Annotated in this window: 20 protein-coding genes; 10 read left to right on the forward strand and 10 right to left on the reverse strand. The window is 46.8% G+C overall.

The window, feature by feature from the left end; all coding sequences use genetic code 11:
• The 10 genes from VNN20_13515 to VNN20_13560 form a co-directional block, all read left to right on the forward strand.
• On the forward strand, window positions 1-2,473 hold a 2,473-nt coding region (locus VNN20_13515), incomplete at its 5' end, for a heavy metal translocating P-type ATPase (protein ID HWP93206.1).
• The gene (ccoS, locus tag VNN20_13520) at window positions 2,470-2,646 is read left to right on the forward strand and encodes a cbb3-type cytochrome oxidase assembly protein CcoS (GenBank protein HWP93207.1); all 177 of its coding nucleotides are present in this window, start codon (window positions 2,470-2,472) and stop codon (window positions 2,644-2,646) included. The genes VNN20_13515 and ccoS, both read left to right, overlap by 4 nt.
• A 4-nt stretch (window positions 2,647-2,650) precedes the next feature.
• Entirely contained in the window at window positions 2,651-4,813 is a 2,163-nt protein-coding gene (gene ccoN, locus VNN20_13525; GenBank protein HWP93208.1) for a cytochrome-c oxidase, cbb3-type subunit I, read from the forward strand.
• Window positions 4,814-4,969: 156 nt separating this feature from the next.
• Window positions 4,970-5,551, forward strand: a complete 582-nt coding sequence (locus VNN20_13530; GenBank protein ID HWP93209.1) for a cbb3-type cytochrome c oxidase N-terminal domain-containing protein — start codon at window positions 4,970-4,972, stop codon at window positions 5,549-5,551.
• Complete coding sequence (gene ccoG, locus VNN20_13535) at window positions 5,548-7,014, forward strand: cytochrome c oxidase accessory protein CcoG (protein ID HWP93210.1); 1,467 nt, start codon at window positions 5,548-5,550, stop codon at window positions 7,012-7,014. The genes VNN20_13530 and ccoG overlap by 4 nt, the downstream gene beginning before the upstream one ends.
• Window positions 6,992-7,702 carry a sulfite exporter TauE/SafE family protein gene (locus VNN20_13540; GenBank protein ID HWP93211.1) on the forward strand — a complete coding sequence of 237 codons (711 nt, stop codon included), beginning with the start codon at window positions 6,992-6,994 and terminating at the stop codon, window positions 7,700-7,702. The genes ccoG and VNN20_13540 overlap by 23 nt, the downstream gene beginning before the upstream one ends.
• 244 nt (window positions 7,703-7,946) lie before the next feature.
• The gene (locus tag VNN20_13545) at window positions 7,947-8,525 is read left to right on the forward strand and encodes an SCO family protein (GenBank protein HWP93212.1); all 579 of its coding nucleotides are present in this window, start codon (window positions 7,947-7,949) and stop codon (window positions 8,523-8,525) included.
• Between the two features lie 333 nt (window positions 8,526-8,858).
• Entirely contained in the window at window positions 8,859-12,995 is a 4,137-nt protein-coding gene (locus tag VNN20_13550; protein HWP93213.1) for a PAS domain S-box protein, read from the forward strand.
• 163 nt (window positions 12,996-13,158) lie between these two features.
• The gene (locus VNN20_13555; protein ID HWP93214.1) at window positions 13,159-13,767 is read left to right on the forward strand and encodes a CBS domain-containing protein; all 609 of its coding nucleotides are present in this window, start codon (window positions 13,159-13,161) and stop codon (window positions 13,765-13,767) included.
• Window positions 13,768-14,272: 505 nt separating this feature from the next.
• Window positions 14,273-14,398, forward strand: a complete 126-nt coding sequence (locus VNN20_13560; GenBank protein ID HWP93215.1) for a hypothetical protein — start codon at window positions 14,273-14,275, stop codon at window positions 14,396-14,398.
• A 206-nt stretch (window positions 14,399-14,604) separates the two neighbouring features.
• Here the strand turns inward: VNN20_13560 and VNN20_13565 are convergent, their stop codons facing one another.
• From VNN20_13565 to VNN20_13610, 10 genes are all read right to left on the reverse strand, one after another.
• Window positions 14,605-15,414 (reverse strand): ABC transporter permease subunit, encoded by an 810-nt coding sequence (locus VNN20_13565; GenBank protein ID HWP93216.1) that lies wholly within the window; start codon window positions 15,412-15,414, stop codon window positions 14,605-14,607.
• Complete coding sequence (locus tag VNN20_13570) at window positions 15,404-16,057, reverse strand: nitrous oxide reductase accessory protein NosL (protein ID HWP93217.1); 654 nt, start codon at window positions 16,055-16,057, stop codon at window positions 15,404-15,406. The genes VNN20_13565 and VNN20_13570 overlap by 11 nt, the downstream gene beginning before the upstream one ends.
• A gap of 109 nt (window positions 16,058-16,166) precedes the next feature.
• Window positions 16,167-17,075: a heme ABC exporter ATP-binding protein CcmA gene (ccmA, locus tag VNN20_13575; GenBank protein ID HWP93218.1), complete on the reverse strand. Its 909-nt coding sequence runs from the start codon at window positions 17,073-17,075 to the stop codon at window positions 16,167-16,169.
• A complete protein-coding gene (locus VNN20_13580; protein ID HWP93219.1) occupies window positions 17,072-18,358 on the reverse strand; it encodes a nitrous oxide reductase family maturation protein NosD in 1,287 nt (428 codons plus the stop codon). Before VNN20_13580 ends, ccmA begins: the two co-directional genes overlap by 4 nt.
• Before the next feature lie 180 nt (window positions 18,359-18,538).
• Window positions 18,539-19,150: a hypothetical protein gene (locus VNN20_13585; GenBank protein ID HWP93220.1), complete on the reverse strand. Its 612-nt coding sequence runs from the start codon at window positions 19,148-19,150 to the stop codon at window positions 18,539-18,541.
• 92 nt (window positions 19,151-19,242) lie between these two features.
• Window positions 19,243-21,066, reverse strand: a complete 1,824-nt coding sequence (gene nosZ / locus VNN20_13590; GenBank protein HWP93221.1) for a Sec-dependent nitrous-oxide reductase — start codon at window positions 21,064-21,066, stop codon at window positions 19,243-19,245.
• 212 nt (window positions 21,067-21,278) lie between these two features.
• On the reverse strand, window positions 21,279-21,770 hold the full coding sequence (locus VNN20_13595) for a cytochrome c (GenBank protein HWP93222.1): 492 nt from the start codon (window positions 21,768-21,770) through the stop codon (window positions 21,279-21,281).
• 145 nt (window positions 21,771-21,915) lie between these two features.
• Complete coding sequence (locus VNN20_13600; GenBank protein ID HWP93223.1) at window positions 21,916-22,518, reverse strand: TetR/AcrR family transcriptional regulator; 603 nt, start codon at window positions 22,516-22,518, stop codon at window positions 21,916-21,918.
• A gap of 133 nt (window positions 22,519-22,651) precedes the next feature.
• A complete protein-coding gene (locus VNN20_13605) occupies window positions 22,652-24,574 on the reverse strand; it encodes a response regulator (protein ID HWP93224.1) in 1,923 nt (640 codons plus the stop codon).
• 203 nt (window positions 24,575-24,777) lie between these two features.
• The coding region (locus VNN20_13610) for a response regulator (protein HWP93225.1) at window positions 24,778-25,006 on the reverse strand (229 nt) is incomplete at its 5' end.

Here is a 25,006-nt window from a genome sequence, read left to right on the forward strand (position 1 = left end):
AGTGAAAGAAGGAGAGGATAGGGCACGCCAGTCTATATCAGGTACATCTGAGAATCTACCCTTGAAACAAACCCACTGCCTCCACTGCGGAAACGAGCTTGGCGCCACGGGTGTAGTGGAATCAGGAGGCAAGGCGTTCTGTTGCCGGGGCTGCCTATCTGTTTACGAGTTGTTGCATCGCCTTGGACTAGACGGCTATTACAAACTGAGGGAAGCTCTATCCGGAGAGCAAAATCAGCTTCCCATTGACCCCGATTCTTCGGAGAGCTATGAGTATCTCAATCAAGATAATTTCATAAAACTTTACACAACCGAAGGATCGTCGCTAACCATGAATTTTTACATCGAGGGGATTCACTGCGCCGCATGCCTATGGCTGATTGAAGGAATCCCCAGAACTGTTTCTGACATTGAATCTGTTTCGCTCAATATGTCTACCAACGTGGCTGAGGTGAAATTCAAAAATGAGAGGAGATTCTCCTCATTCCCGGAAATCGTAAGACGGTTTGGTTATAAGGCCCATCCCCTCAGGATTGATGAAGAGGCGGAGGAACTCCAGGACCGGGAGAACAGAAGGTTTCTTATCAGGCTGGGCGTGGCAGCGGTTTGCGCCGGAAATATCATGCTCCTCTCTGCGGCTATATACGCCGGAGCAAGTGGGGTATTCGCCAAACTTTTCACCCTCTTGAGTCTTATACTGTCGGTTCCAGTAGTTACTTACAGCGCTTTTCCATTTTATAAGGGTGTGCTCTCGTCTCTCAAAGTAAAGCGCGCCACGGTGGACATACCGGTTGTTTTTGTCATTGCGGTCGGTTTTCTCCTGAGCGCCTACAATTTCTTCAAAGGGAGCGACCGGGTTTACTTCGACTCGATAACCATTTTCATTTTTCTCTTACTAGCCAGCCGTTATTTCCTTAAAAGCGTCCAGGAAAGGGTATCCGGCAAACGGCTATTAGGCAGAAACCTCTTTCCTTCAAACCGGATTCTGGTATGGGATGAGAAGAACAGGCAGTACTTTTTCCAGCCTATAACCGACCTTAAAATAGGGGATAAGGTCAAGCTTAGAGGCGGAGAAAGGATCCCGGTAGACGGCACTCTCATATCATCAAGCGCACTCCTAAACCTCTCCGTGCTTACCGGGGAGAATATTCCCCAAACCGTCCTCAAGAACGATGAGCTGTTCGCCGGTTCGGTGTTGGAATCCGAAGAGGCCGTAATTCAAGTGGTAAGAACCGGGGAGGAAACACGTATCGGAAAGATTCTGAGCGAGGTTGAAAAAAACTATCAGAGTAAAATCAGTTTCTCTACCTACAGCGACAGGTATGCCACGGCATTCACTTCACTAGTGGGTATAATTGCCGTCCTATCTTTTCTCTTGATTTCTGCTGTTTATGGTCCATCCGAGGGATTGAATAGGGTGATGGCATTTGTGTTAATTGCCTGTCCCTGCGCTTTTGTCTTTGCCCTTCCTCTCTCCCTGGGCTTATCTTTAAGCTCGGCGGTCGAAAGCGGTTTTCTGGTCAAGGACTCAAAGGTCTTTGAGAAGGTAAGGTCGATAAAAAACGTCTTTTTTGACAAGACCGGCACCTTAACCAAGGGGGTATTCAGGATACTTAACTGGAATGTTGAAGCCTTATCCCTTGAAGACCAAGCAGCTGTTCTGGCTATTGAAAAAGAATCGAGCCATCCCATAGCCCGGGCCATTGTGACCCATCTCTCCGATAAAAAACTGGTTTTGCCCGTGGTGGAGGGATATAGGCACATCTATTCAAAAGGAATAGAGGCAAGGGTCAATGGCCACACTTACAAATTCATATCGGATAGAGAACTGAATTGCCAGAATAACTTAAACCAGGTCATAACCACAAGGATACTCATCTATAAGGACGAAGAGCTTCTTTCCGAAATTTTACTGGGTGATTCGATTAAGGAGGATGCCAAATACGTGATCGAAGAGCTTAAGGCGAGAAAGCTCAACATATTTATTCTCTCGGGCGATAGAGAAAACAACGTGAAGCAGGTTTCGGAGAAGCTGTCAATAGGGTTAAATAACGTATTTTGGGAAAAGGCCCCGGAGGAGAAGTCAGAGATTGTTAAATCCGTCAAAAATTCGATGATGGTCGGAGATGGATTAAACGATGCTGGTGCGCTTTCATCGGCGGATATAAGCGTGGCCATACAGGGGAGCGTGGAGGAAAGCCTTAAGGTATCAGACGTCTATGTTTTGAATAACGACCTTTTCACCATCATCGACTTGTTAGACCATGGTGAAGCCTCAATTAGGACGACGAGCCGCAATAGAACCTTCTCCATTGTTTATAACCTGACCGCGGGCGCCTTTGCCTTGCTCGGATTTATTGGTCCTTTAATCGCAGCGATACTGATGCCCTTAAGCTCTCTTATCTTGATAAGCTCAGCGCTATATGGGAAAAGTGTCCTCAAAGCAAAGGAGAAGAATAGGGTTTACTCATGAACGTCATTTTCCTGACCCTGGGTATCTCATTAACGCTCGCCCTGGTTTTTCTCCTGGGCTTTTTATGGGCCACCAGAAAGGGCCAGTATGATGACCTTACCACCCCGGGCCAAAGGATGTTGATTGACGACTTTGATGGAAGAAAGAATGAAAGCAATAACCAGGAGGAATAGCTAAATGCCTGATGGGAAAGAAGTCGGAGGCGGAATTATGGAAAGGGTTATCTATGACGACGACATAGTAAAAAAGTTTATACTGGCCACCATCTTCTGGGGGACGGCCGCTTTTCTGGTAGGTTTGCTGGCTGCGTTGCAGTTAGCGTTTTGGCAGGGCAACCTCAACCTGGAATGGCTGACCTTTGGAAGGATCCGTCCCCTACACACCAATGCGGCTATTTTCGCTTTTGGCGGGAATATCATCTTTGCCGGGATATACCATTCGATGCAAAGGCTGCTAAAAACAAGGTTATACTCGGACATTCTCGGTCGGATTCACTTCTGGGGCTGGCAGCTTATAATTCTGGGGGCTCTTATAACCCTTCCGCTGGGGTATTCTCAGAGTAAGGAATATGCGGAACTGGAATGGCCTCTGGACATTGCCATCGCCTTTGTGTGGGTAGTGTTTGCGGTCAACTTCTTCGGCACCATCGCCATGAGGAGGGTGAAACACCTCTATGTGGCCTTATGGTTTTATATCGCCACGATAATAACCGTTGCCGTACTGCACATCGTGAATTCCATAGAGATTCCGGTCAGTTTTTTCAAAAGCTACCCGGTTTACGCCGGGGTACAGGATGCCCTGGTTCAATGGTGGTACGGACACAATGCTGTAGCATTTTTCCTAACCACTCCTTTCCTTGGCTTGATGTATTACTACGTTCCCAAGGCAGCCAACCGGCCGGTTTACAGCTATAAGTTATCGGTAATCCACTTCTGGTCTCTGGTCTTTCTTTACATCTGGGCCGGTCCCCATCACCTGCTCAACTCTGCTCTTCCGGACTGGGCGCAGACACTGGGAATGCTCTTCAGCCTCATGCTCTGGGCGCCAAGCTGGGGAGGGATGATAAACGGACTCCTGACATTAAGAGGAGCTTGGCATCTTCTCCGCACCGACCCCATAATCAAGTTTCTGGCCGTGGCCGTGACCTTCTACGGAATGTCCACGTTCGAGGGGCCGCTCCTGTCAATAAAGTCGGTGAATTCCCTTGCTCATTATACCGACTGGATTATTGCCCATGTCCATGGGGGCACGCTCGGATGGAACGGTTTTCTCACCTTCGGAATCATCTACTACCTGGTCCCCAGGCTCTGGAACAACAAGATATACAGCCATAAACTGATGAACACCCACTTTTGGATTGGCCTATTGGGGATTCTTCTTTACTACATATCCATGTGGGCTAGCGGCATTACCCAGGGTTTAATGTGGAGAGCCGTCGACGAAGGGGGTCAACTGGTTTATCCCGATTTCGTGGAGACGGTCATGAGGATCGTCCCCTTATATTACGTGAGATTCCTGGGCGGGCTGCTTTATCTAATCGGTTTCTTCCTCCTTATATATAACGTATGGATGACCATTAAAACTGCTCCCAAGGAGGAAAAGGCAGCCGCGGTCGAGGTTCCGGCTAGAGAGGGCGAGCACGTTTCGCTGGGTACGGGCCATAGGAAGCTCGAAGCGCTTGGGGCCATATTTACGGTATTACTCTTTATATCCATAGCCGTAGGCTCGATTATAGAGATTATTCCCACCCTTTCTATATACAAATACCTGCCTCCCCCATCCAAAACTCAGCCGTACACTCCGCTTGAGCTGGCCGGAAGGGACATTTATGTAAAGGAGGGCTGTTATGTGTGCCACTCCCAGATGGTCAGGAAATTGCCATTTGATGTTCTCCGTTTCGGCCAGCCGTCCACTATAGAAGAATCCATGTATGACCGGCCGTTCCAGTGGGGGTCTAAGAGAACGGGTCCAGATTTAGCCAGGGTAGGGGGGAAGTATCCAGACATGTGGCATCTCCGTCATATGATAGACCCGAGGGAGATTACTCCAAACTCGATTATGCCGTCATATCCGTGGCTTGCCCATAAGAAAATAAACTACCTCTCCCTTAGAAAGAAGCTAAGCGTCATGAAGCGGCTTGGCGTTCCCTATGACGATGATACGGTGGCTAATGCGGATATATATGCACAGAAGGAAGCGGAGAGGGTCTATGAGGGACTTCTAAGTCAAGATCCATCGCTTACCGAAGTAAAAGACACCGAAGTGATCGCCATGATTGCCTACTTGCAAGCCCTGGGCAAAAAGACCAGTGCGGAGGGGGTGTCCCAATTAAACAAATAGCGCTCTCCTACTACCAAAATACGGGGTCAGTAGTTATCGCTCTTATAATATTCCTGGTGGTGTTTATAGGTTTGGTAATTTGGGTAAACCTGAAACCTAACCAGAAGCTTTACAAGCAACTTGAGCGATTGCCATTAGAGAATGAGGAGGATAAGAATGAGTGATACTAAACCGGGCGAGGATAAATTAATAGAAGGTCATGAATACGACGGCATAAGGGAATTGGATAACCCGCTCCCCGGCTGGTGGCTTATGACCTTCTACATCACCATAGTATTCTCCGTCATATATTTCGCATACTACGAATTCCTGGGAGGTCCCACCCTTGACCAGGAACTTGCCAAAAAAATGAGCGCTATCGAATCCGTAAGGGTGGAAGCGGAGAAGGCCAAGGGGGTCAAGTCGGAAGAGGATTTAGTTGCTCTGGTGAACGACCAGGAGGTCTTGGCGAAGGGTAAGGCAGAGTTTGTGGCCAAGTGCGCTGCCTGCCACGGAGACAAAGGGCAGGGCATCATCGGACCTAACCTTACCGATGACTACTGGATACATGGTAACGGAAACATATCTTCAATATTAGGTGTCATTAATGAAGGTGTGCTGGATAAAGGTATGCCTCCCTGGAAGGGGGTTATACCCCCCGACCTTGTGGAGGAGGTAGCAGTTTATGTTTACAGCTTACATGGAACTAACCCGGAAGGGGCAAAGCCTCCTCAAGGAGAAAAAGTAGAGTACAAATGAAGGTACTGGACCAAAGGCACTTACCGGAAGAAAGGTTATCAACGATGGATGAGACCGGAAAGAGGGTCTATATATTTCCGGCTCAGGTCAAGGGGATATTCAGGCGTTACCGAACGATAGTCCAAGTTATCCTTATCCTTTTTTTTCTTTTCCTGCCCTGGGTCAAGATCGGTGGCCATCAGGCAGTTCTCCTGGACATAGCGCAGAGGAAATTCGCCATTTTCGGACTGACATTCTGGGCCCATGACGGCCCTCTAATCTTCTTCCTGCTTGCGGCCCTTTGTCTCGGACTGGCTTTCGTGACGGCGATATGGGGAAGGATCTGGTGCGGATGGGCTTGCCCTCAAACGGTGTTCATAGACGGTGTATTCAGACGAATAGAGTACTGGGTAATCGGAAGCCATATAAAGCAGATGAATCTGGCTAAGGCCCCTATAAGCGGGGAAAAACTTCTCAAATACTCGGGTACCTGGATTCTTTTTACCGTCATAAGCCTCATCATTGCCCACAGCTTCTTAGCCTACTTCGTGGGTGCAGAAAGGCTCGTAGAGATGACCCAACACAACCCCGGCGAGAATTGGACTGTGTTTTTAATAATGGCTTTTATAACCGCGGTTTTGCTTTTCGATTTCGGGTGGTTCAGGGAGCAGTTCTGCATCATTATGTGCCCGTACGGCCGGTTTCAATCCGTGTTGATGGATGACGACTCGCTGACGGTATCTTACGACCCGGTGAGAGGGGAGCCGCGCCGGGGAACTACAAAACCCGGAGAGGCCGAGGGAGACTGTATTAACTGTTATAAGTGTGTAGTGGTATGTCCTACCGGAATAGACATCAGAAGGGGTTTGCAGATGGAGTGCGTCGGGTGTACGGCTTGCATAGATGCTTGCGATGAGGTCATGGAAAAGATCGGAAAGCCCAGGGGCCTCATCAGATACGCCACCGGGAACAGCTTGAAGGGAATGAAGTCCAAGTTTTTAACACCTAGAGTGGCAATCTACTCGGTAATGTTGGTTCTGGCGGTATCGTTATTAGCAGTTAATATATCCAGACGGGAAGATATAGTGGTGACTATTTTGAGGGGGAAGGATACGCCATACCAAGTTATTGGTAGGGAAAGGCATGATGAAGATGATGAGAAGGAGACTGACGAAGAAATCAGCGATCTCCAGATTATTAATCACTTTAAAGTCCACATGAAGAACCAGAGTTTTGATGATGTGAGCTTAAGAATGGCAGTTCCCGATGTATGGAAAGAGAAAGATATCGAGGTTATCTCCCCCGGTGATAAATTTCATCTCCAAGCGGGAAAAGACCTCACCGCCCATTTCTTCGTAAAATTTCCTGGTGAAATAACTGAGGATACTGGCAGCCAGTCTATAAAGCTCATCTTTGTGGATACGGAGAAAAATCAGATAAAGTTTGAAAAGGATCTAAGACTTGTCGGACCTAGGTCATTTTAACCACTTAATCGGACAGTGGTCTTATCTGTCCGTCCCGGTGGGGGTGTTGATAGCTAGCCTCCTGGGAAGTTCTCACTGTGTGTCCATGTGCGGTCCTATTGCTATAGCCGTGAACAATAACAGCGGCTATCTCCCTCTTTACCACCTGGGCCGACTTCTAAGCTACCTTTCGTTGGGAGCCCTAGCCGGCTATTTCGGAGAAACACTACTTTCCAGTAAATACCAGGTTGTGTCGATGGCTTCTGCCGTTATAATTTCCATCTTCTTGGTCTTTTCCGGATATAAACTGATAAGGCAAGAAGCCTTAGATTTATCTTTTTCCAAGAAGTTAACCTCGCTTTTATTTATGCCGGCAAAGTGGGCCAGGACCCAAAACCCGACAGTAAAGTCGTTCACGATAGGCATGGTCAACGGTTTTCTTCCCTGCGGGTGGCTTTACGTTTTTGTGCTTGGCGCTATCGCTATTAAAGATGCTCTATACGGTGCAATGTTGCTGGCGATCTTCTGGCTGGGGACGGTTCCTGCACTGACCTTATTTGCCGTTTTTTATAAAAAATTTTTCGGCAGAGTTCCTTCGAGATTGAATCAAATAGCCGGGGTGATCCTGGTGACGGTCGGATTAGCGAATATGGTGCTTCTTCTGTTTAAAGTAGTGCCAACTGTGCATTCGGTGCACCATGGTTTATAGTTTTTAACTTGAGAATTCCTTGTGGCTTTCCACAATGAATTCCGCTGTCATTGCGAGCGTAGCGAAGCAATCTCTTCATTTTTTCCTGTTTTAGATTGCTTCGTCGCTTTGCTCCTCGCAATGACATGTTAGAGTGCTTACGCATGTCTTGATACTCTGCGGCTTGTAGGCTGGGTGGTTCATTTTTTATTCGTCAAAAATATAAAGCTTATCAGCGCCCCAAATCTAGGTAGAATATTTTAAAATGAAGAAAGGAATTCTTGTTTTTTTGCTGCTACTTCTCCTCGGTTGTAGTAATTCTAAGCTCCCGGTCAAGGGTGAGTTCCCTGATACGACCCTTATAAATCAGGACGGAAAGGAGTTCAGTTTTTCAGACGTAGAGGGAAAGGTTCTGGTGGTAAGCTACATATACACAAACTGCCCGGATATCTGCCATATCATAAGTGCAAAGCTTAACGCATTCAAAAAAAAGCTCAACGAAGGCGGGATCCAGGATAAGGTGTATTTCGTATCTATATCGCTCGACCCGGAAAGGGATACGCCGGAAGCGCTAAAGCAACACGCTAAAATGATGAATCTAGATTTAACAAATTGGGTTTTCGTGACCGGGGATAAGGACTCTGTTGATTCAACGATTAAAGTGGCCGGAATGGAAGCTATAAAAGGACCGGTAATGGTCTCCGAAAAGGGAGAAACCGCATATGAAATAGCCCATCAGAACCGCATAAGCCTGGCCGATGAAAAGGGAAGGATAAGAAAGCACTACAGAGGAACCGACTTCGATATGGACGAGCTTCTGGCAGATATAAAGAGCTTGTTATAGATCGTTCTCCATAGCCTTGTAATTCATTTCAAGACAATTTTCGTCAGACGTATATGCTCTTACACCCTAAAGTAGTCTGTTTGCTCTGATTCCGGTTTTGTGAATCTAACAAATTGTCTTTAAATTCAATCAATTACATAACATCTTTAATATAGATTTCCTGGCACATATCTTGCCAACCTAATAATGACAGCGAAAGCACAATTACGTCTAAAGGGATTTGAGTAAATGTACATGCCGCAAGATTCATATAGGGCGAACTTAACTTCAAACGAGACTACATAGGTGTTGGACTTCTGATGGGCTGTCGGTTCGATTTTATTGGAGAAAGATATGAGTGATGGGGTATTAAAGGCATTAATAACTACCGAACCGGAAGAAACAAACGAGCTGGTCTACGGGATGGATCGTTTGACTAAATCCGTGCTCGACGGGTTGCCGGTCGGCATTGCCATGCTGGATGACTCTGGAAAGATTATTTTTGTTAATGAGGCATGGCGTCTTTATGCGGAAGCTAGCCATCTCGTCGTTTCCGACCATCTTGTCGTATCAAACCATGGGGTAGGGATGAACTATCTGGAGGTTTGTGAATCGGGGAGTACTGATTCACAAGTGGAACTAAGAGAGATTACCAATGGTATCCGTGAGATTATATCCGGCCATAGCGACGAATTTCATACGGAATACCCTTGCCACGGCCCGAGTGAAAAGCGCTGGTTCAGCGTGCGGGCTACCCGTCTAGACGGTAATGCCCCCCCAATACTGCTACTGGTCTATAACGATGTCACGGAGCGGAAGCTCTTGGAAGAGGAAAGGGAGAAGATTAAAGATGAACTCGGCAAGCGGGTAAAAGAACTTACCGCCCTTCATAAGATATCACGGGTTCTGCAAGACACGGAGAAAAACACAGCCGAGGTTCTCGGGGAGATAACTTATATTCTTCCTTCCGCCTGGCAGTATCCGGAGATAACGGCAGCCCGAATTATATTCGACAAGCATGAATTTACAACACCTAACTTTTATCCCACCCCCTGGGTACAGAGTGCCGACTTTGAAACCGGAGATGGCAAACGCGTTGTGGTAGAGGTTGTTTACCTGGCAGAAAGGCCGTCTGAGCATGAAGGGCCTTTTTTGTTAGAAGAGCGGAGTTTGATCAACTCCCTGTCCGAGATGCTGAATGCCTATCTTGAGCGCAAACTGATTCAAGGCGACCTCAAAGAGAATGTAGCCCGACTAGGTAAAAAGACCCGCTATGGGGAGATTATCGGCACCGTTACTAGTAGCATACATCGGTCGATTAACCTTCAAGATGTGCTCGAAAACGCCGTAGAGTCTATGAGAAAAAACATAGATAAAGCGGATAACGTTTCAGTTTATCTGGTTGAAGGGAAAGAGGCAGTACTCAAGGCTTACCGAGGTTATTCAGCCTCTTATGTGGAACGGGTGGCAAGGATACCTTTTCCGAAAGGGGCTTCCTGGAGAACAATCATAGACGGAAAGCCACGGTATGTAGCGGATGTAGAAAAGGACAGTATCATCGGGCCTGCCGGGAAACTGGCCGGTACGAAGAGCTATTTATCCATGCCTATTCGAATTGAGGATAAGGTAGTAGGATGCATACACGTACATTCTCTTCAGAAAAACGCATTCGATGAAGAAGAGTTAAAGCTGATGGAGATAGTGGCGCAGCAGATTGAAGCTGCCATAAAGAATGCACAGCAGGCAAAGATGCTCAGTGAGAGAGAAGAGCAATACCGCGTCCTTTTTGAACAATCATCGGTTGGGGTATTCGTCTTTGATAAGGAATTCAATATTACTCAGTGTAACAAACGTCTCGTAGAAATAATGGGGTCCGATTTTAATAGACTCATAGGACTCAACTTGCTTGAGCTGAGGGATAAAAGTTTTACACCGGCACTATACCGGGTATTGGAAGGACAATCCTCTTATTACGAAGGTTTTTATGAGGCAACTACCGGCACGGCTAAGTTATGGTTATCGCTCCGCCTCTCACCGCTGCGAGATGTTAATGGAGAGGTGGTAGGCGGGATGGGGATTGTAGAGGATGTAAGTGAGCGCATGCAAAATGAGAAACAGTTACACCTGCATAAAACGGCGCTCGAAGCTGCGGCTAATGGAATTGTCATCACTGACCGGGAAGGAACTATAGTTTGGGTCAACCCGGCTGTTACCCGTCTAACCGGGTATTCGGCTGAGGAACTTATCGGTGAAAACCCGCGCATATTCAAATCTGGTGAACAGGATAACGACTTGTATCAGAATCTGTGGAATACCATCATTTCCGGCCAGGTCTGGAAAGGTGAGATGGTTAACCGAAGAAAAGACGGGAGCTTATATATCGAGGAAATGACGATAACCCCTGTTCGCTTCGGTGGCAGCGAGGTCTCCCATTTCATTGCTGTGAAACGGGATATCACCGAGCGCAAGAGAGCGGAGGAACTGATCAAATCTCATGTGCGTCTGCAGACAGCGATTGCTCGATTAGGTCAAATCGCCCTGGCCGAGACTGATCTTCCTAATTTGATGAACGAGGTTGTTTCTCTGGTAGCGCAGACACTGGAGGTGGAGTATTGCAAGGTGTTGGAATTGCTTCCGGACGGCCAGGCGTTCATATTGCGAGCCGGGGTAGGCTGGAAAGAGGGATGCGTAGGACACTCGATAATAGGGACGGAGACAGAATCACAGGCGGGTTACACACTCCTTTCCGGGGAACCGGTGGTCGTCGAGGACCTTCGCACGGAAAAACGATTCAACGGCCCGCCACTACTGCATGACCACGGAATATTAAGCGGCATCAGTGTCATCGTTGCCGGGCATGACAAACCTTTTGGTGTCTTGGGTGCGCATAGTACCAGGCTAAGGAAATTCACCGGTGATGATATTAGCTTCCTTCAAACCGTGGCGAATGTACTTGCAGAAGCAATCGAGCGAAAGCTATCCGAAGAGAAGATACGGGAGCAGGCAACCCTGTTGGACGTGGCCAGGGATGCCATCATGGTCAGGGACTTGGAGCACCGGGTTATGTATTGGAACAGGAGCGCTGAACGTCTGTACGGCTGGACGGCGGAGGAAGCCGTCGGCAAAAATGCCATCGGATTTTTGTTCAGGGGGGAAGTTTCTCCGGTACTCGAGGCCCATAAGGACGTGATCGAAAAAGGAGAGTGGACCGGCGAGCTACATCAGGTAACTAAAGACGGCCGGGAAATCACTGTTGATAGCCACTGGACCATAGTACGGGACGAACGAGGGAAACCAAAGTCGATATTCATAGTAAACACGGACATCACTGAAAAGAAAAGGCTTGAAAGCGAGTTTCTCCGGTCGCAGAGAATGGAGAGTATCGGTACCTTGGCTGGCGGCATAGCCCACGACCTTAATAATGTGTTCCAGCCGATAATGATGGTATCACAACTACTACGAATGAGATTTTCGGATGAGAAGAGCATCGGTCTCATAGAAACTCTGGAAGCAAGCGCCGAGCGAGGAGCTAATTTAGTCAGACAGGTTCTTTCTTTTGCCCGAGGTGCCGAGGGCGAACATTCGATTATTCAGGTAAGGCACATTATTTCTGAAATTGACAAGATTTTGAAAGAGACATTCCCCAAATCAATCGAGATTACCACCGATGTGCCCAAGGACCTTTGGCCTATTTCCGCAGACCCGACTCAGTTCCACCAGGTTATGATGAATCTCTGCGTAAATGCCCGCGATGCGATGCCGAATGGCGGAGCCTTGAAAATACATGCCAGAGACTTCATAGCCGATGAAAACTATGCCCGTATGAACATCGAAGCTAAGGCCGGCCCGTACATAGTTATAGATGTTACAGACAGTGGAGTAGGGATCCCTTCGGAAATTATAGATAGAATTTTCGAGCCGTTTTTCACCACCAAGGAACCCGGTAAGGGCACCGGCCTCGGTCTTTCTACGGTGTTTAGAATAGTGAAAGACCACGGCGGGTTCGTCCGCGTTTACAGCGAGGTGGGCAAAGGAACCAAATTTAGCGTATATCTGCCCGCCGCCGACACGACTGAGACAAGGCATCTGGCGAAGAAGCAAATAGAAAATCTGCCCACCGGGAATGGAGAGTTGATACTGGTCGTGGATGACGAGGCCTCAGTTCGCGAAATTGCCAAAATATCACTGGTGACAAATGGCTACCAAGCGGTCACGGCTAACGACGGCGCCGAAGCGATAGCGTTATACGTGAATAAAAGAAAAGAAATCAAAGCCGTTGTCCTGGATGTGGTGATGCCGATAATGGACGGACCGGCATGCATCCGGGCCCTGAAAAAAATCGACCCGGCAGTAAAAATTATATTGGTAAGCGGATTAAAGGAAAATAGCAATCTGCTCAAGGTCGAGAATACCGATATAGCGGCGTTCCTGACCAAACCTTACACGACGGAAACACTCTTAAAGACCTTAAAAGAAGTTTTAACTGCGTGAATAACCCGGTCTCAATACACCCGTAGCATTATCTGACAACTGACACTTTCTTCAATTAAAAATCCAGTCGGGGCAGGCAAATTCTACCGGTATCGGACTTGCACTTTATCAGGCTCGGAGGAATAAAGAAGCTTAAAATCAGGGTACAGGAGGGTAAGGGAAGATGCTGGTAAAAAACTTTATGACTCCAAACCCGGTTGTAGTCAAGCCGGAAGATGGAGTGAAGTTTACCTTCAATTTGCTCAAGCGGAACCGATTCCGTCAGGCGCCCGTGGTTAAAGACGGAAAGCTATTGGGTATGGTTACAGACCGGGATTTACGGGGCGCAATTGCCGAAGAGAATCATGTTGTCGTAGCCGATGTGATGAGTTCCAGTCCGGTTACTATTTCCGAGGATGCAACAGTGGAAGGAGCTGCCAAAATAATTCGGAGTTGCAAATTCAATGCCCTGCCTGTAGTCTCCAGGAAGGGTGAACTCGTAGGAATAATCAGTGTAACGGATATAATTGACGGCTTACTCAAGCTCCTGGGTTTTCACCATGACCCGGTAAGGGTCCAGGTTAAAATACCCGAGGGCATCGACATATATGAGGTGCTTAAGGTGCTGAAGGTGTGCTCGGAGAGGGTTGTATCTTTCAGCTCATCCGGGGAAAGCTACGACACGTTTTACTTCTGGCTTATTGACTGTGACTTTGACAAGTTAGATCGAAAGCTCAAGGAAAAGAAATTGAACATCAAGGTTAGTTATCCGGCCGATTCTAAATACGATTGAATGTGTGCGGTCCTAATGGAATTTAAATTGGTATTTGTCCTGTAATGAGCGTGTTGGAGCGGCAACTGGGAAGGAAACTAATCAGGAAGTAAGTTTCCTGAGTTGATAGTCACCAGTCTCCTTGCCTTACGCTAGGGTTCAGGGGGGGACTGGTGATGTTAGTTAATCTTAACACTTTTAAAAGTCGTGCGATTTTGTTACGTTAGCAATTTGCTCAAATCAAACTTGTCCAAAATAAGAGGTTGCTTCGCGGGATCTGATGTAGTAATTCGCCGCAGTCAGTATTAACACTAGTGTGGGAATAAACTCCTGTGAAGAGTGGTGATATTGTCATTCCCGTGCTTAATACGAACGGCTTTTATTTCATTAATCATTTTCAACTGAGTTATATTAGAACTTAATAGGTGACTGTCTGCTCATTCTGAGTCGAGCCACCTCGAAGGCAGAACTCTTAGGAAACCACAACGCTCGCGATTGACGACCTGGAGGGATTTTCTCTTTCTCTTTGTTTGGGGAGAGGAGAAAGGAGATAAACCCGTTCGCCCTGAGCCCGGTCGAAGGGCGTTCATGGTTCGGCGGAGTTTATCTTGAGTTTATCGAGGGGCTCACCATGAAGGAACAAAGGTTATAAGGCTTTATACAGTTACCCCCTTATCTGGCAGAGTCGAAGCGGATAGGATGGGGAACAAAAAAGAATCCCCCACTGGTTCGGTATGGAGCTTGCAAAGCGAACATAAAAGAGGGCAGCCTGATTTTAAGAAGTCGTTTTTATCGGTCTAAAAGCCTTGTTTTAGAGGGCGCATCTATCGGTTTTTAATTATTTTGCTATTGGTATACTCAGATATCCTTTCTCTCGAAGATATATATAGCCAGAAGGAGTGGAATTAGCAGCCAAGCAAAGAGGGCGGTTAAGGATAGAATCAGGCCAGCAGTTGTCCCGAATGTTTTATTCAGAACGGCGCCGGCCGGTCCTATAAGGGCGGCGCTGCCCAAGGAAGCAACAAAGGTGGTTCTTACTAAATCGGCAGGATTCAGAAAGAGAAGAACGGCGATAACTTCTCCCAGAGATAAGGTTAAACCTACCAGGATAAAATCATAGATGATCACGAACCAGAACCAGAGCATAAAGCTTATTCCTATTGACTTTGCTTTCTCTCCCAAAATAATCGAGGAGAGAGAGGCTATGGATAGAAAGGTAAAGGACAGCATGATGGAGAGGACTATTAACATAAGGAAGTGCCGGATTTGATCAAGTCCGGCGTTTAAAGAAAGAATTATGCCTGCGCAAATGAACCCAAGGAGTATGGTTGCGGTGATTGCCGCCCCCAGGCCGAGGTATTTTCCCAGGACGGCTTCTTTTCTGCTAATCGGTTGAATTAGGAGCAGTTCCCATGATTCCTTGGCTCCGGTAAAACTGTTCGCCCCCATTATCAGGGACATAAGCGGAACGAGAATCAATACCAGATTGAGTAAGCTCAGGGCCGGTTTAAAGAAGTTGTCGTTTCTCCCCCCGGTGATTCCGGAGTAAGCTATGGTTGAATCAAGGAGGATAAAGAGCAGGGCGAAAAAGAAGAACCACCTGTTTCTTACGGCGTCCAGAAACTCCCTCTTGGCTATCACCCAGGTTGGCTTAAACTCAATGTGCATGTCTAGCTTTCCAGTCGATGTTGAACAAAGATTGGAACTGCATAACCTTTCCTTTGGTTTTATCGGCAGTGTCGTTGGCTTTAAAAGGCTCTTTAAAAGCTATTACGCCGTATGCCATTGGGGTTTTAATCTCCGAAGATAGGACGTAATTAGCTTCCTCCGCCTTGACCCAGCTTAGACTATCAAAGTCCATGACCCAGAAACTGGCGTTTTTAGTGTCTAGATTATTTGTTTGGGCATAGGCCAGCATGCAACCTATATCGTCGAATTTGTGTGCCCTCTTTCGTTCGATAATCTCTCCGGCGTAGTGAAGGTCAGTTATGGTCATCCGGCAGTATTGGCACATGTCCAATCCTTTATCTATGGGGACAGGGGAGTTGTCGGGCTGACAGCCGATGGTAAATAGTATTAAAGGTAGGCAGATCACCAATATTAGATTTAGGAAATACCTAGCTATAGTTTTAGGGTAATCTCTAAACCCCGATAGAGCTTTTCTTTCCTTCCCTGCTGACGAGGGAAGCTTGTCCTGAGTTATATCGAAGGAGTTAGGATAGGGGGAGTAAATGTAAGAATCAACACCCCCATTAATTCCTTCCCCCCTTTGTGGGGGAAGGTTAGGATGGGGGGTAATAAATGAATACATCCCCACTCCTTCGACTTTGCTCAGGACAGGCTTGGTTCTCTCCAGCAAGTGGGGAGGAAAAGTAGAGGTGGAATGTCGTCGAATAACTATTTTCTTAAAATGATTTGATTCAAGAATTTGAATCACCCTCCGTATATTTGATGAAGATTTCCTCAAGGGAAGGATCTTCGGTCCAAAAATCGGATATATCGAAACCGTTTTCCATAAGCGTTTTAATCACGTTAGTTTTATCCTTAGGGGATATCAAGAACCTCAGGTTTTTACCCTTCATGGTAGCGTTTTTAGCACCTGAATCTTCAACCAGCTCAAGTGCTAACGGGCTCGGATTCTCAATCACCATTTCCAGAATAGAGTTTAGCTTTAGCTCGGTCCTGAGACCGGCCAACGTGTCGAGCGCCACGACCTTGCCCTTGACCAGTATGGCAATCCTATCAGCGAGTTCTTCTATATAACTAAGGATATGAGAGGAGAGGAGAATTGTCTTTCCTCTGTTTTTTTCCTCTCTGATGAGCTTCTTGAAAGCCACCCGCCCTTCCGGGTCCAAGCTGATAGTGGGCTCATCCAGTATGAGAATAGGGGGGTCGGATATAATTGCCTGAGCAAGCGCTAGCCTCTGGAGCATCCCACCGGATAAGGCTCCCACCTTTTTATTCTTTTGTTCGGTCAATCCTACCGCGTCAAGCAGGTTCTCCAGCTTGGTATTGTTTAGACCTCTAAGCGCCCCGTAGAATTCGATTACTTCAAGAGCGCTCAGGTTCTCATGGAAAGCGATTCTTTGGGGGAGGTAGCCGATTCTCCTTTTTATCTCCTTGGGATTCCGGCTCAACTCGATATTATCGACGGTGATTTTACCGGCAGTCGGGTGTATCAATCCAAGTATAGAATTAAGTAATGTAGTTTTTCCGGCCCCGTTTGGGCCGACTATGGCGAAGGTTTCACCCCTCTCGATCTCGAGGGAAACTCCCTGAAGGGCCTTCGTATTTTTGTAGTGCTTTACTAGGTTCTCAATCTTGATCATTTTTCGAGTCCCAATGGATTCATGAGTGGGTATGGGTCTTCTAATTCTACCGGGTTAAGCACCGGAAGAACTCTCTCTGCAAACTCAAGCGCTTTTAAACCGGGGCTTTCTAAGAAAACGGTGAGGTCCGGGTAGCGTTTCATCAGATAAGAAAGGAGCTTTACCGGCTTGTAGGGTGCATCACCGACTCCGTCCCGGTCCAAATCGTATCCGTTATATCCAGCATAATCGCTCCAGAAATTGCCGGTCGAGTCGTTATAAAACTTGTTTGTAGTACGGTCTGTGTCCGTCATCACCTGGAAGGTGTTATTAAGAAAGTCGTTGGCGTAGATGGTGTTGTTGTTGGAGCTGGAGAATAAATCAATTGCCCAGCCGTTTCTTGAAAATACGTTCTTGGTGAAAATGTTTCGATTAGCATCGTCCATGAAAATGCCCACGGTGTTGTTAGCGATCAGGTTATCCTCGGCCAGGCTGTCGCTCAGAGACTTTAGGAGCATTCCGAAACCGTTCGGGCCTAGATTATCCTTGAAAGTATTTTTCTTGAGGACGATATGTTTAGAGTACATAAGCGCGCTTCCGGTCCCGTTTTTCTCAAATATGTTTTCCTCAAAAGTGTTATTGTCCGAGTACATATAGTGAAGGCCGTACCTCGCATTTCCCTGGCAGTGGTTCTTTCTGATTGAGTTGCCCGGCGCAAACTCTACATAGATTCCGTCCCTATGCTTCACGATATAGTTTTCTTCAATCGTGTTATTCGGCGACTTCCAAAGATGAATTCCGTTCCCGTTTGCTTCTTCGGTGGTAATATCGGCTCTGCCGTAAGATGTGTTGTTTCTGATCGTATTACCCGGAGATGCATAAAGGTAGATTCCGATTATAACATCTTCTATCTCATTTTCTTCGATCGTTACACCGGTTGAATTCACCAGCTTTATCCCGCTGTCTTCTTTGAGCAGGTTGCTGCCGCCCCGAATAATTTTGAAACCCTTGATCAAAACGTTATCTGCTTCGATCCTCACCACGTCGCCCCGGTAGTCGCCGTCGATTACCGGCCGGGTTTCTCCTATTAGACGGAGGCTTTTATCTATTACCAAGTTTTCTTTGTAAACTCCATTCCGGACGACGATTGTGTCTCCATCTTTTGAATTATTCAGGGCTTCAGTTATAGAAGAGTAGGGAGCTCCATCTCCCACGGTGATTTCACTGGCAAGTGAATTCGCCTGGCTGCTAAGAAGCAGAATTAAACCAATAACAAGTTCTATTTTGGTAGATGAATTCAACATTAAGACATAAATTTTTCTTCCCCCCTTGCGGGGGAGGATTCAGCCCGTGTTATCTCACGGGCTAAAGGTTGGGGGTTAATATTTATACCCCCATTCAAATCTTCCAACGCAAAGAGAGAAGGGACAAAAAACTGTATAACTAAATTCTCTTCTTATGAAATCTGGAATTCATTAAATTGCTCACGATAATTTCCTTTGCCTTGCTTCTAGCCACAGTATTATCGGCCCCAGTATTGCCGCAATAAACATCAGTATCGAACCGGAACCGGGAAGACTTATCACCTTAAAGTTGGCAAGCTGCTTCATTCCTATAACCGGGGGCATGTAAGGCTCTATCTTTATCGCTGCATCCGGTTTTAGATTGTGTCCGTACTCGTAAAGCCATCTGTAGAAATCGCCAATCATAAAGACAGCAAAAAGTATGAATAGTATCCATCCTAAAGTGGCGAAAAGCCCTCTTCCTACTAAAGCGGATAAAAGCGCTAATACACAAAAAGCGGCGATGGCAAAAGGTAGCCAGCGAAACTCGCTGAATTCATCGGGCGTTATCTCGTGCATTCCGACATAGTGATTGAGGCCGTTTATTAATCTCGGAGTATCGTTTGTAATACCGGTTTCGGGGTTATACTCGGTCAACTTGTTTGCGTATATGGACATCTTAATCCCTTGAGGGTATTGCGGGGCTACCAGCGTTATAGTCCATATCGGCAGAAATATAGCCGGGATAATTAAAAGGGCGGCTATGAATATAAGAATTCTTGATTGTTTAGATAGACGACTTGGAACAAACATTGGACCTCCGTGGTTAGACTGGCTTTTGTTGGGTGATAGGGGCAGTTCATGAACTGCCCCTTATATTTCCTTGATATTTATGTTTACAAGTTTTATTTGGCGGTTACCCGTATATATCCCTGCATTTCTTGATGAAGAGCTGAACAGAAATTCGTGCAGTAGAAAGGATATATCCCCGGTTTATCGGCTACCCATTTCACCGTCTTCGTCTCGCCAGGTTCGATTTGCATATCCACGTTGGAGAAGTTGATTCCGAATCCGTGAGTGATATCTACGTCCTGCTCCAGGTTGGTCACATGGAAATAAACTTCATCGCCTTGCTGAAATTCAAGCAGATCGGGGGTGAAATGGCTTCTTATTGCCAGCATGTAAACGTCCACCCTATTTCCGTTCCTTTCCACACGAGCCTGGTCTGCGCTCTTTATTGCGTGGGGGTGATTGTTCTCCTCGAGCGGATATACCAGCACCGGCTTTATGAGTGTTGCATCAATTATTTGACCATAGTGAGGCTCTACCTGCGTAGGGAAATCGAGTAGTAATTCCATCTTCTTGCCGGATATGTCGATAAGCTGTGCGCTCTCGGGGTGAGATGGTCCTACGGGAAGGTATCTGCCTTTGGCTATCTTGTTCATAGCCAGAACAAACTTACCCCTGGGTTTAACAGTATCGCCGTGGACGGCGGCAAGGTGCCCGATATTGTAGTAAACCGGTATCTTATCCACTACTTCCCAGGTGCCGAGCTTCCACTTAGCAACCGCAGAGTCCAGGAATAAAGAGGTATAGGCATATCCCTGGTCGTCGAACTGGGTATGTAGAGGCCCCAAGCCTACTGGGACCTCGGCCTCTCTAACCGATTCGTATTTAAGAATGGGTATCCCCATAATCTCTCCGCCAAAGTCGCCTTTGTTTATAGCTTCCTGCATTTTTTCAAAGCTGTGTACGCAGGCAACCGCGGCCAGCTTACCGCCGCCCACTATCCATTTTCCATCAGGGGAGACGTCGGCGCCGTGCGGGCTTTTAGGTGTGGGCAGGAGGTAGACAATGCCTTTTACCTCTCTTGGGTCTATGACCTTAACGCCGTTTATCTCCTTGAATTTTCCCTCTTTAATAGCTTCTTCGGCGGCCTTCCAGTTTACCGCAGCTATGAAGTCCTTGTCTTTTTGGGAGGCGTCAACTTCTAGGTCTTTATATGCCATTTCGGTGTTATAGGAACTGAAAAACGCCCAACCGTAGCTCACCTGCTTTCCGGCATCAGCAAGGTCGAAATGAAATGGCGGCATGAGTATTTGAAAGGCGTTTTCCATCTTCCCGGTCTCTTTATCCACGCTGACAAAGGCAATTAAACCGTCGAAGGTATCCTTGTAGCTTTCTATTGGAACGTCACGATTGGGTATGGGAATGGAAAACCTGGTTGCACCTACCACATACTCCGTATTTGGAGTAACGAACGGGCTGGCGTGGTTTCCCCCTACGTTTGGAAGAGTAATGATTTCCTCGGTGACGAACTTACTCAGGTTTATCCGAGCTATGCGGCCATTGGCTGTATCGTTTATGAATAACCATCTCCCGTCGTAATCTCCATCGGTTTCCGAAAGAGCCGGATGATGGGCGTCGCCCCAAATATAACCTCCCATAATTTCCTTACTCTCTTCATCTATGCCCCATCCCACGGCCACATCGGGGGCGAAAACGGGTATTATCCTTATGAGCCTTCCAGAGGGAAGCCCGAATACCCCGACCTGACCGGAATGGCCGCCGGAAAGGAAAGCATAATAGCTATCAAGCTTTCCCGGTGGGACGTAAACCTTCTCTGCCGGGCTCTGCCCTCCTCCCCCTTGCCTGCAGGCGAAAATTAGCCCGGCAAGGATAACTAATAGAAAGAGAGACAAGAGCTTCATCATATTTTTTACTCTCATTTCACTTACCTCCTTTTGTGGTTAGTTTATTTCTGTGCTCGTAAGCAAATGAACTGTCATTCCCGCATGTTCCTCGATTAATGCATTCGAGGACAGGCTTTAGCGGGAATCCAGGATTAAACTCTTCATGGGTGCCCGATCGATCCCCCGGTTTAACCGGGGGACGGGCATGATATGCTCTAAGATATGGGGAACTTGAGTGATTAAATTTATTATTCATGCTCTGATTCTTTCTCAACTTCTTTACCTTCTTCCTTTTTCTCGGAATCCTTCTGTCGAAGGTACATGATTATTGCCTGCGCTTGCTCTGGAGCTACGTTTTGATTGGTCATCTTCACCATGTATGTGGCTAGAAGCTCTCTGGCAATAGGATCTTTTTCCAGCATCTCATCCGGGTTAAGGATCATGTTTTGTATCCATTCGAGCTTGCGTCTTTCGGTAACACCGGCAAGGTCCGGGCCGGTAAGCCTTCCTCCCCCAATCGTGTGGCAGGCTGTACATCCCTTGGTCTTGAACAACTCTTCGCCCTTTTCTGCAAGTGCGTGGTCTATTGGAGGAGGCGTTTTTGCTACTTGCTCCTCCTGAACTACTTCCTCCTTTGCTTCCTCAGTTAAATCCTCTGATTCCTCGTTCTCCTTCCCTTTGCATGATAGGATGAAGGCAATTAGAATCACCATTGCTATCGTCAAGAACTTTCCTTTCACTATTTTTTCCTCCTTGTGTTTTGTTTTTGTTGAGCAAACTTTGTACCAAACTGCAATATCCACAGAATATTGGGTTTCTCTTTTTTAAAGAGGTGTAAGCGGTCAGATAATTTGACACTTATTTTTAGTGAGCGCTCACTCATAGTTATACTCCTAGTACCCTAAATGTGGAACTTACAACTTCAGCTACCACTTTGTCGTAGTCTGAATGTATGAAGCCGTTATTAAAAAATAGAATCGTTCTGTCTATCATCCCTATTACTAATGCCGCTCCCAGGTTTTCATCAAGCTTTCTAAAGTCCCCTTTTTCAATACCCAGGTGTATAGCTTCCACAAAAAGATCCTTGGGCTTGGGTCTATCCTTGGGAACTTTTTTGATTTCGGTGTAGTGCGCATCCATTATGTAAGAATAGGCTTCGGGATGGCTTTTGGCGAAATCGAAGAAGTTATGGATTAGCCGGTCGAGCATTTCTTTAGGTTCGTCTTTGTTTTCTATATTCTCTGAAAGCTTTTCTCTAAACACATCGATATTGGTTGTAAAGAGCTCTAGGGCAAGCTCATCCTTACTCCGGAAGTATTTATAAATAGTCCCTTCTGCTATCCCTGCCCTCTTTGCGATTTCTCTTGTAGTAGTGCTCTTAATCCCTTTGTTTACGAATAGTCTCAGAGCTACAGCACGTATCTTATTTCTTGAATCTGTCGCTTTTCTTTTACCCGGATTTAGCATGGCGAGTGAGTGATTACTCATTACTTGCTTAAATCGGGCAATTGTTATGCCATTCGGAATTCTTGGCAATTATTGAATTTAAGTATTTGGAGAGGTGTAAGATGTCAGAGAATAGGACAGATTTAATTGATTAGTTTGTTACATGGTTTGGAAACTAATTGGTTGATTTTTTCCCGTTAAGAACCCGATGCAGGGTGTTTAAAAGCGTTTCAGCAGTGTAAGGCTTGGTCAAGAAGGCGTCTACGTCAATACCGGCGGCTTCGGCGGATTCCCCGCTCTCTTTAAGACCGCTTACGGCTATAATATTTACGTCAGAATCTATCTTTTGAAGTGCTTTTATGGTCGCCGGTCCATCCATGATGGGCATTACCATATCCACGATCACAACCCGGACCTCAAGCCTGTTTTGCACATACAATGCCAACGCTTCCGCACCGTCACTTGCGGTAATTACCCTGTAGCCATGCTTTTCCAATGTGGCCTTAGTTATTTCTCGAATCCCTGCCTCGTCGTCAACCACTAGTATAAGCTCTCCATGCCCCAAACGTAGTTCCTCGGTCCTCTTATCCCCGAGTTCTTTTGTCTCACCTGTTTCAAACGCCGGCAGGTAAACCTTGAATCTGGTTCCCTTACCCACTTCGCTATAAACATTTATGAAGCCGCCGTGGGCTTTTACGATTCCGAATACGGTGGAGAGACCGAGCCCGGTGCCTTTCCCGTATTCCTTGGTGGTGAAGAACGGCTCGAAAACTCTATCCAGTATTTCCGGAGGGATGCCCGTTCCGGTATCTGATACGGTAATGGCAATGTACGGACCGACCTGGGCATCGATGTTCATCCTTACGTAGTTTTCGTCAAGGAATAGGTTTTCTGCAGAGATATTCAACCTGCCGCCGTAGGGCATGGCATCTCTAGCATTCACACATAGGTTAATTAGGACCTGATGGAGTTGTGTTGGGTCTCCGGTGATGGTCCAGAGGTTCTTGGGTATGTCGGTGTAAATTTCTATTGATTTGGGAAATGTATCTTTTATGATTTTCTGGACTTCGGAGATAAGATGTCTAACTTGAACGATGGTATGCTCACCCTCCATCCCCCTGGCGAACGATAGGATCTGCTTAACCAGGTTCGCTCCCCGCTCTGCCGTAATATGTATAGTATTAATCCAATCCTGGCTCTGTTCATCCGTAAACTTGCTTCGTAATAGTTCCAGAGCCATCATTATCGGCTGGAGCACGTTATTCAAATCATGGGCTACACCCCCGGCAAGCGTACCGATACTTTCCATCCTCTGCGCACGAAGGAACTGTGCTTCGATTCTCTTTTTTTCGGTTATATCCGTGCCTACGATGAATATTGACTTGGGGTTGCCTTGAGAGTCGAGCACGAGAGTGCAGCGATTCTCCACAATGACTTCTTTTCCGTCCCTGGTTATCTGGTGCAATTCGCCCTTCCACTCTCCGCGGTCTTTTACAGTTTTGAGTGCTTCTTCCAGTTCTGTGGGAGCACTGGTAAGACGAAGTTCTGATATATTCTTCCCCTCAGTTTCCTCGGTCTTCCAACCGTAGATACGCTCGGCGCCCTTGTTCCAGAATAAAACTTGGTGTTCTATGTCCAGGACGATAATGGCATCTGTAGCTATGTTGAGCAGGTCTGCTTGTTGCAGTATCTGTTCCTCTGCCCGTTTGAGGTGCTTCCGTTCTTCCGCCTCCTGTAGGGCTCGAAGGACAGAGGGCGTCAGGCGTGATAGCCTATCCTTCAGGACATAATCGGTTGCACCGCTCTTCAGTGTCTCTATGGCCCTTTCTTCCCCGAGTGAACCGGTAACGAATATGAAAGGCAGTTCCGTATAACTCTCTTTGACGATTTTTAGGGCGGACAAACCATCGAATGAAGGAAGCGAATAGTCGGACAGGATTAAATCGGGCGTAAATTCGGAAAGTTCCTTAAGGAATGTTTCTTTTGTATCTACCTGCTTCGATGTGAATGCCAAGTTGCCTTTGCGTAGTTCCCGCAGGACCAGCTCAGCATCAGAGGGGTTGTCTTCTAGTATGAGAATGCGTAACTCTTTCTTCATCAAGCTATCCGACATTCCACATCTACCATCGGCATTTGCTGCATTACACTCATTAATCTCGATGCATTAATGTAGTAGGTAGTGGGTATTAGTAACAAAACCCCGAAAACCTCTGTAATTACGACCTTGAGTCATCTCTTACTTTCTCTTGCTTTGCTAATTTTTATCTACTACCTGCTATTTACTGCCTACTGCTTGCTGAATTATCGCGGCGGTTGATTTAGCAGTAGCCAATAAAGCCCTAGCTGAGAGACTGCCTGGATAAACTGGTCAAAATCTACCGGCTTCACCATGTAGCTGTTCACCCCGAGCTTGTAACTCTCCACCACGTCCCTCTCCTCCCTAGACGAGGTCAACACCACCACCGGCGTCGCCTTTGTCCTCTCGTCTGATTTAACCCTCCTCAATACCTCAAGCCCGTCCACCTTCGGT

The organism is Thermodesulfobacteriota bacterium, assembly GCA_035559815.1.
GTDB lineage: Bacteria > Desulfobacterota_D > UBA1144 > Nemesobacterales > CSP1-2 > DATMAT01.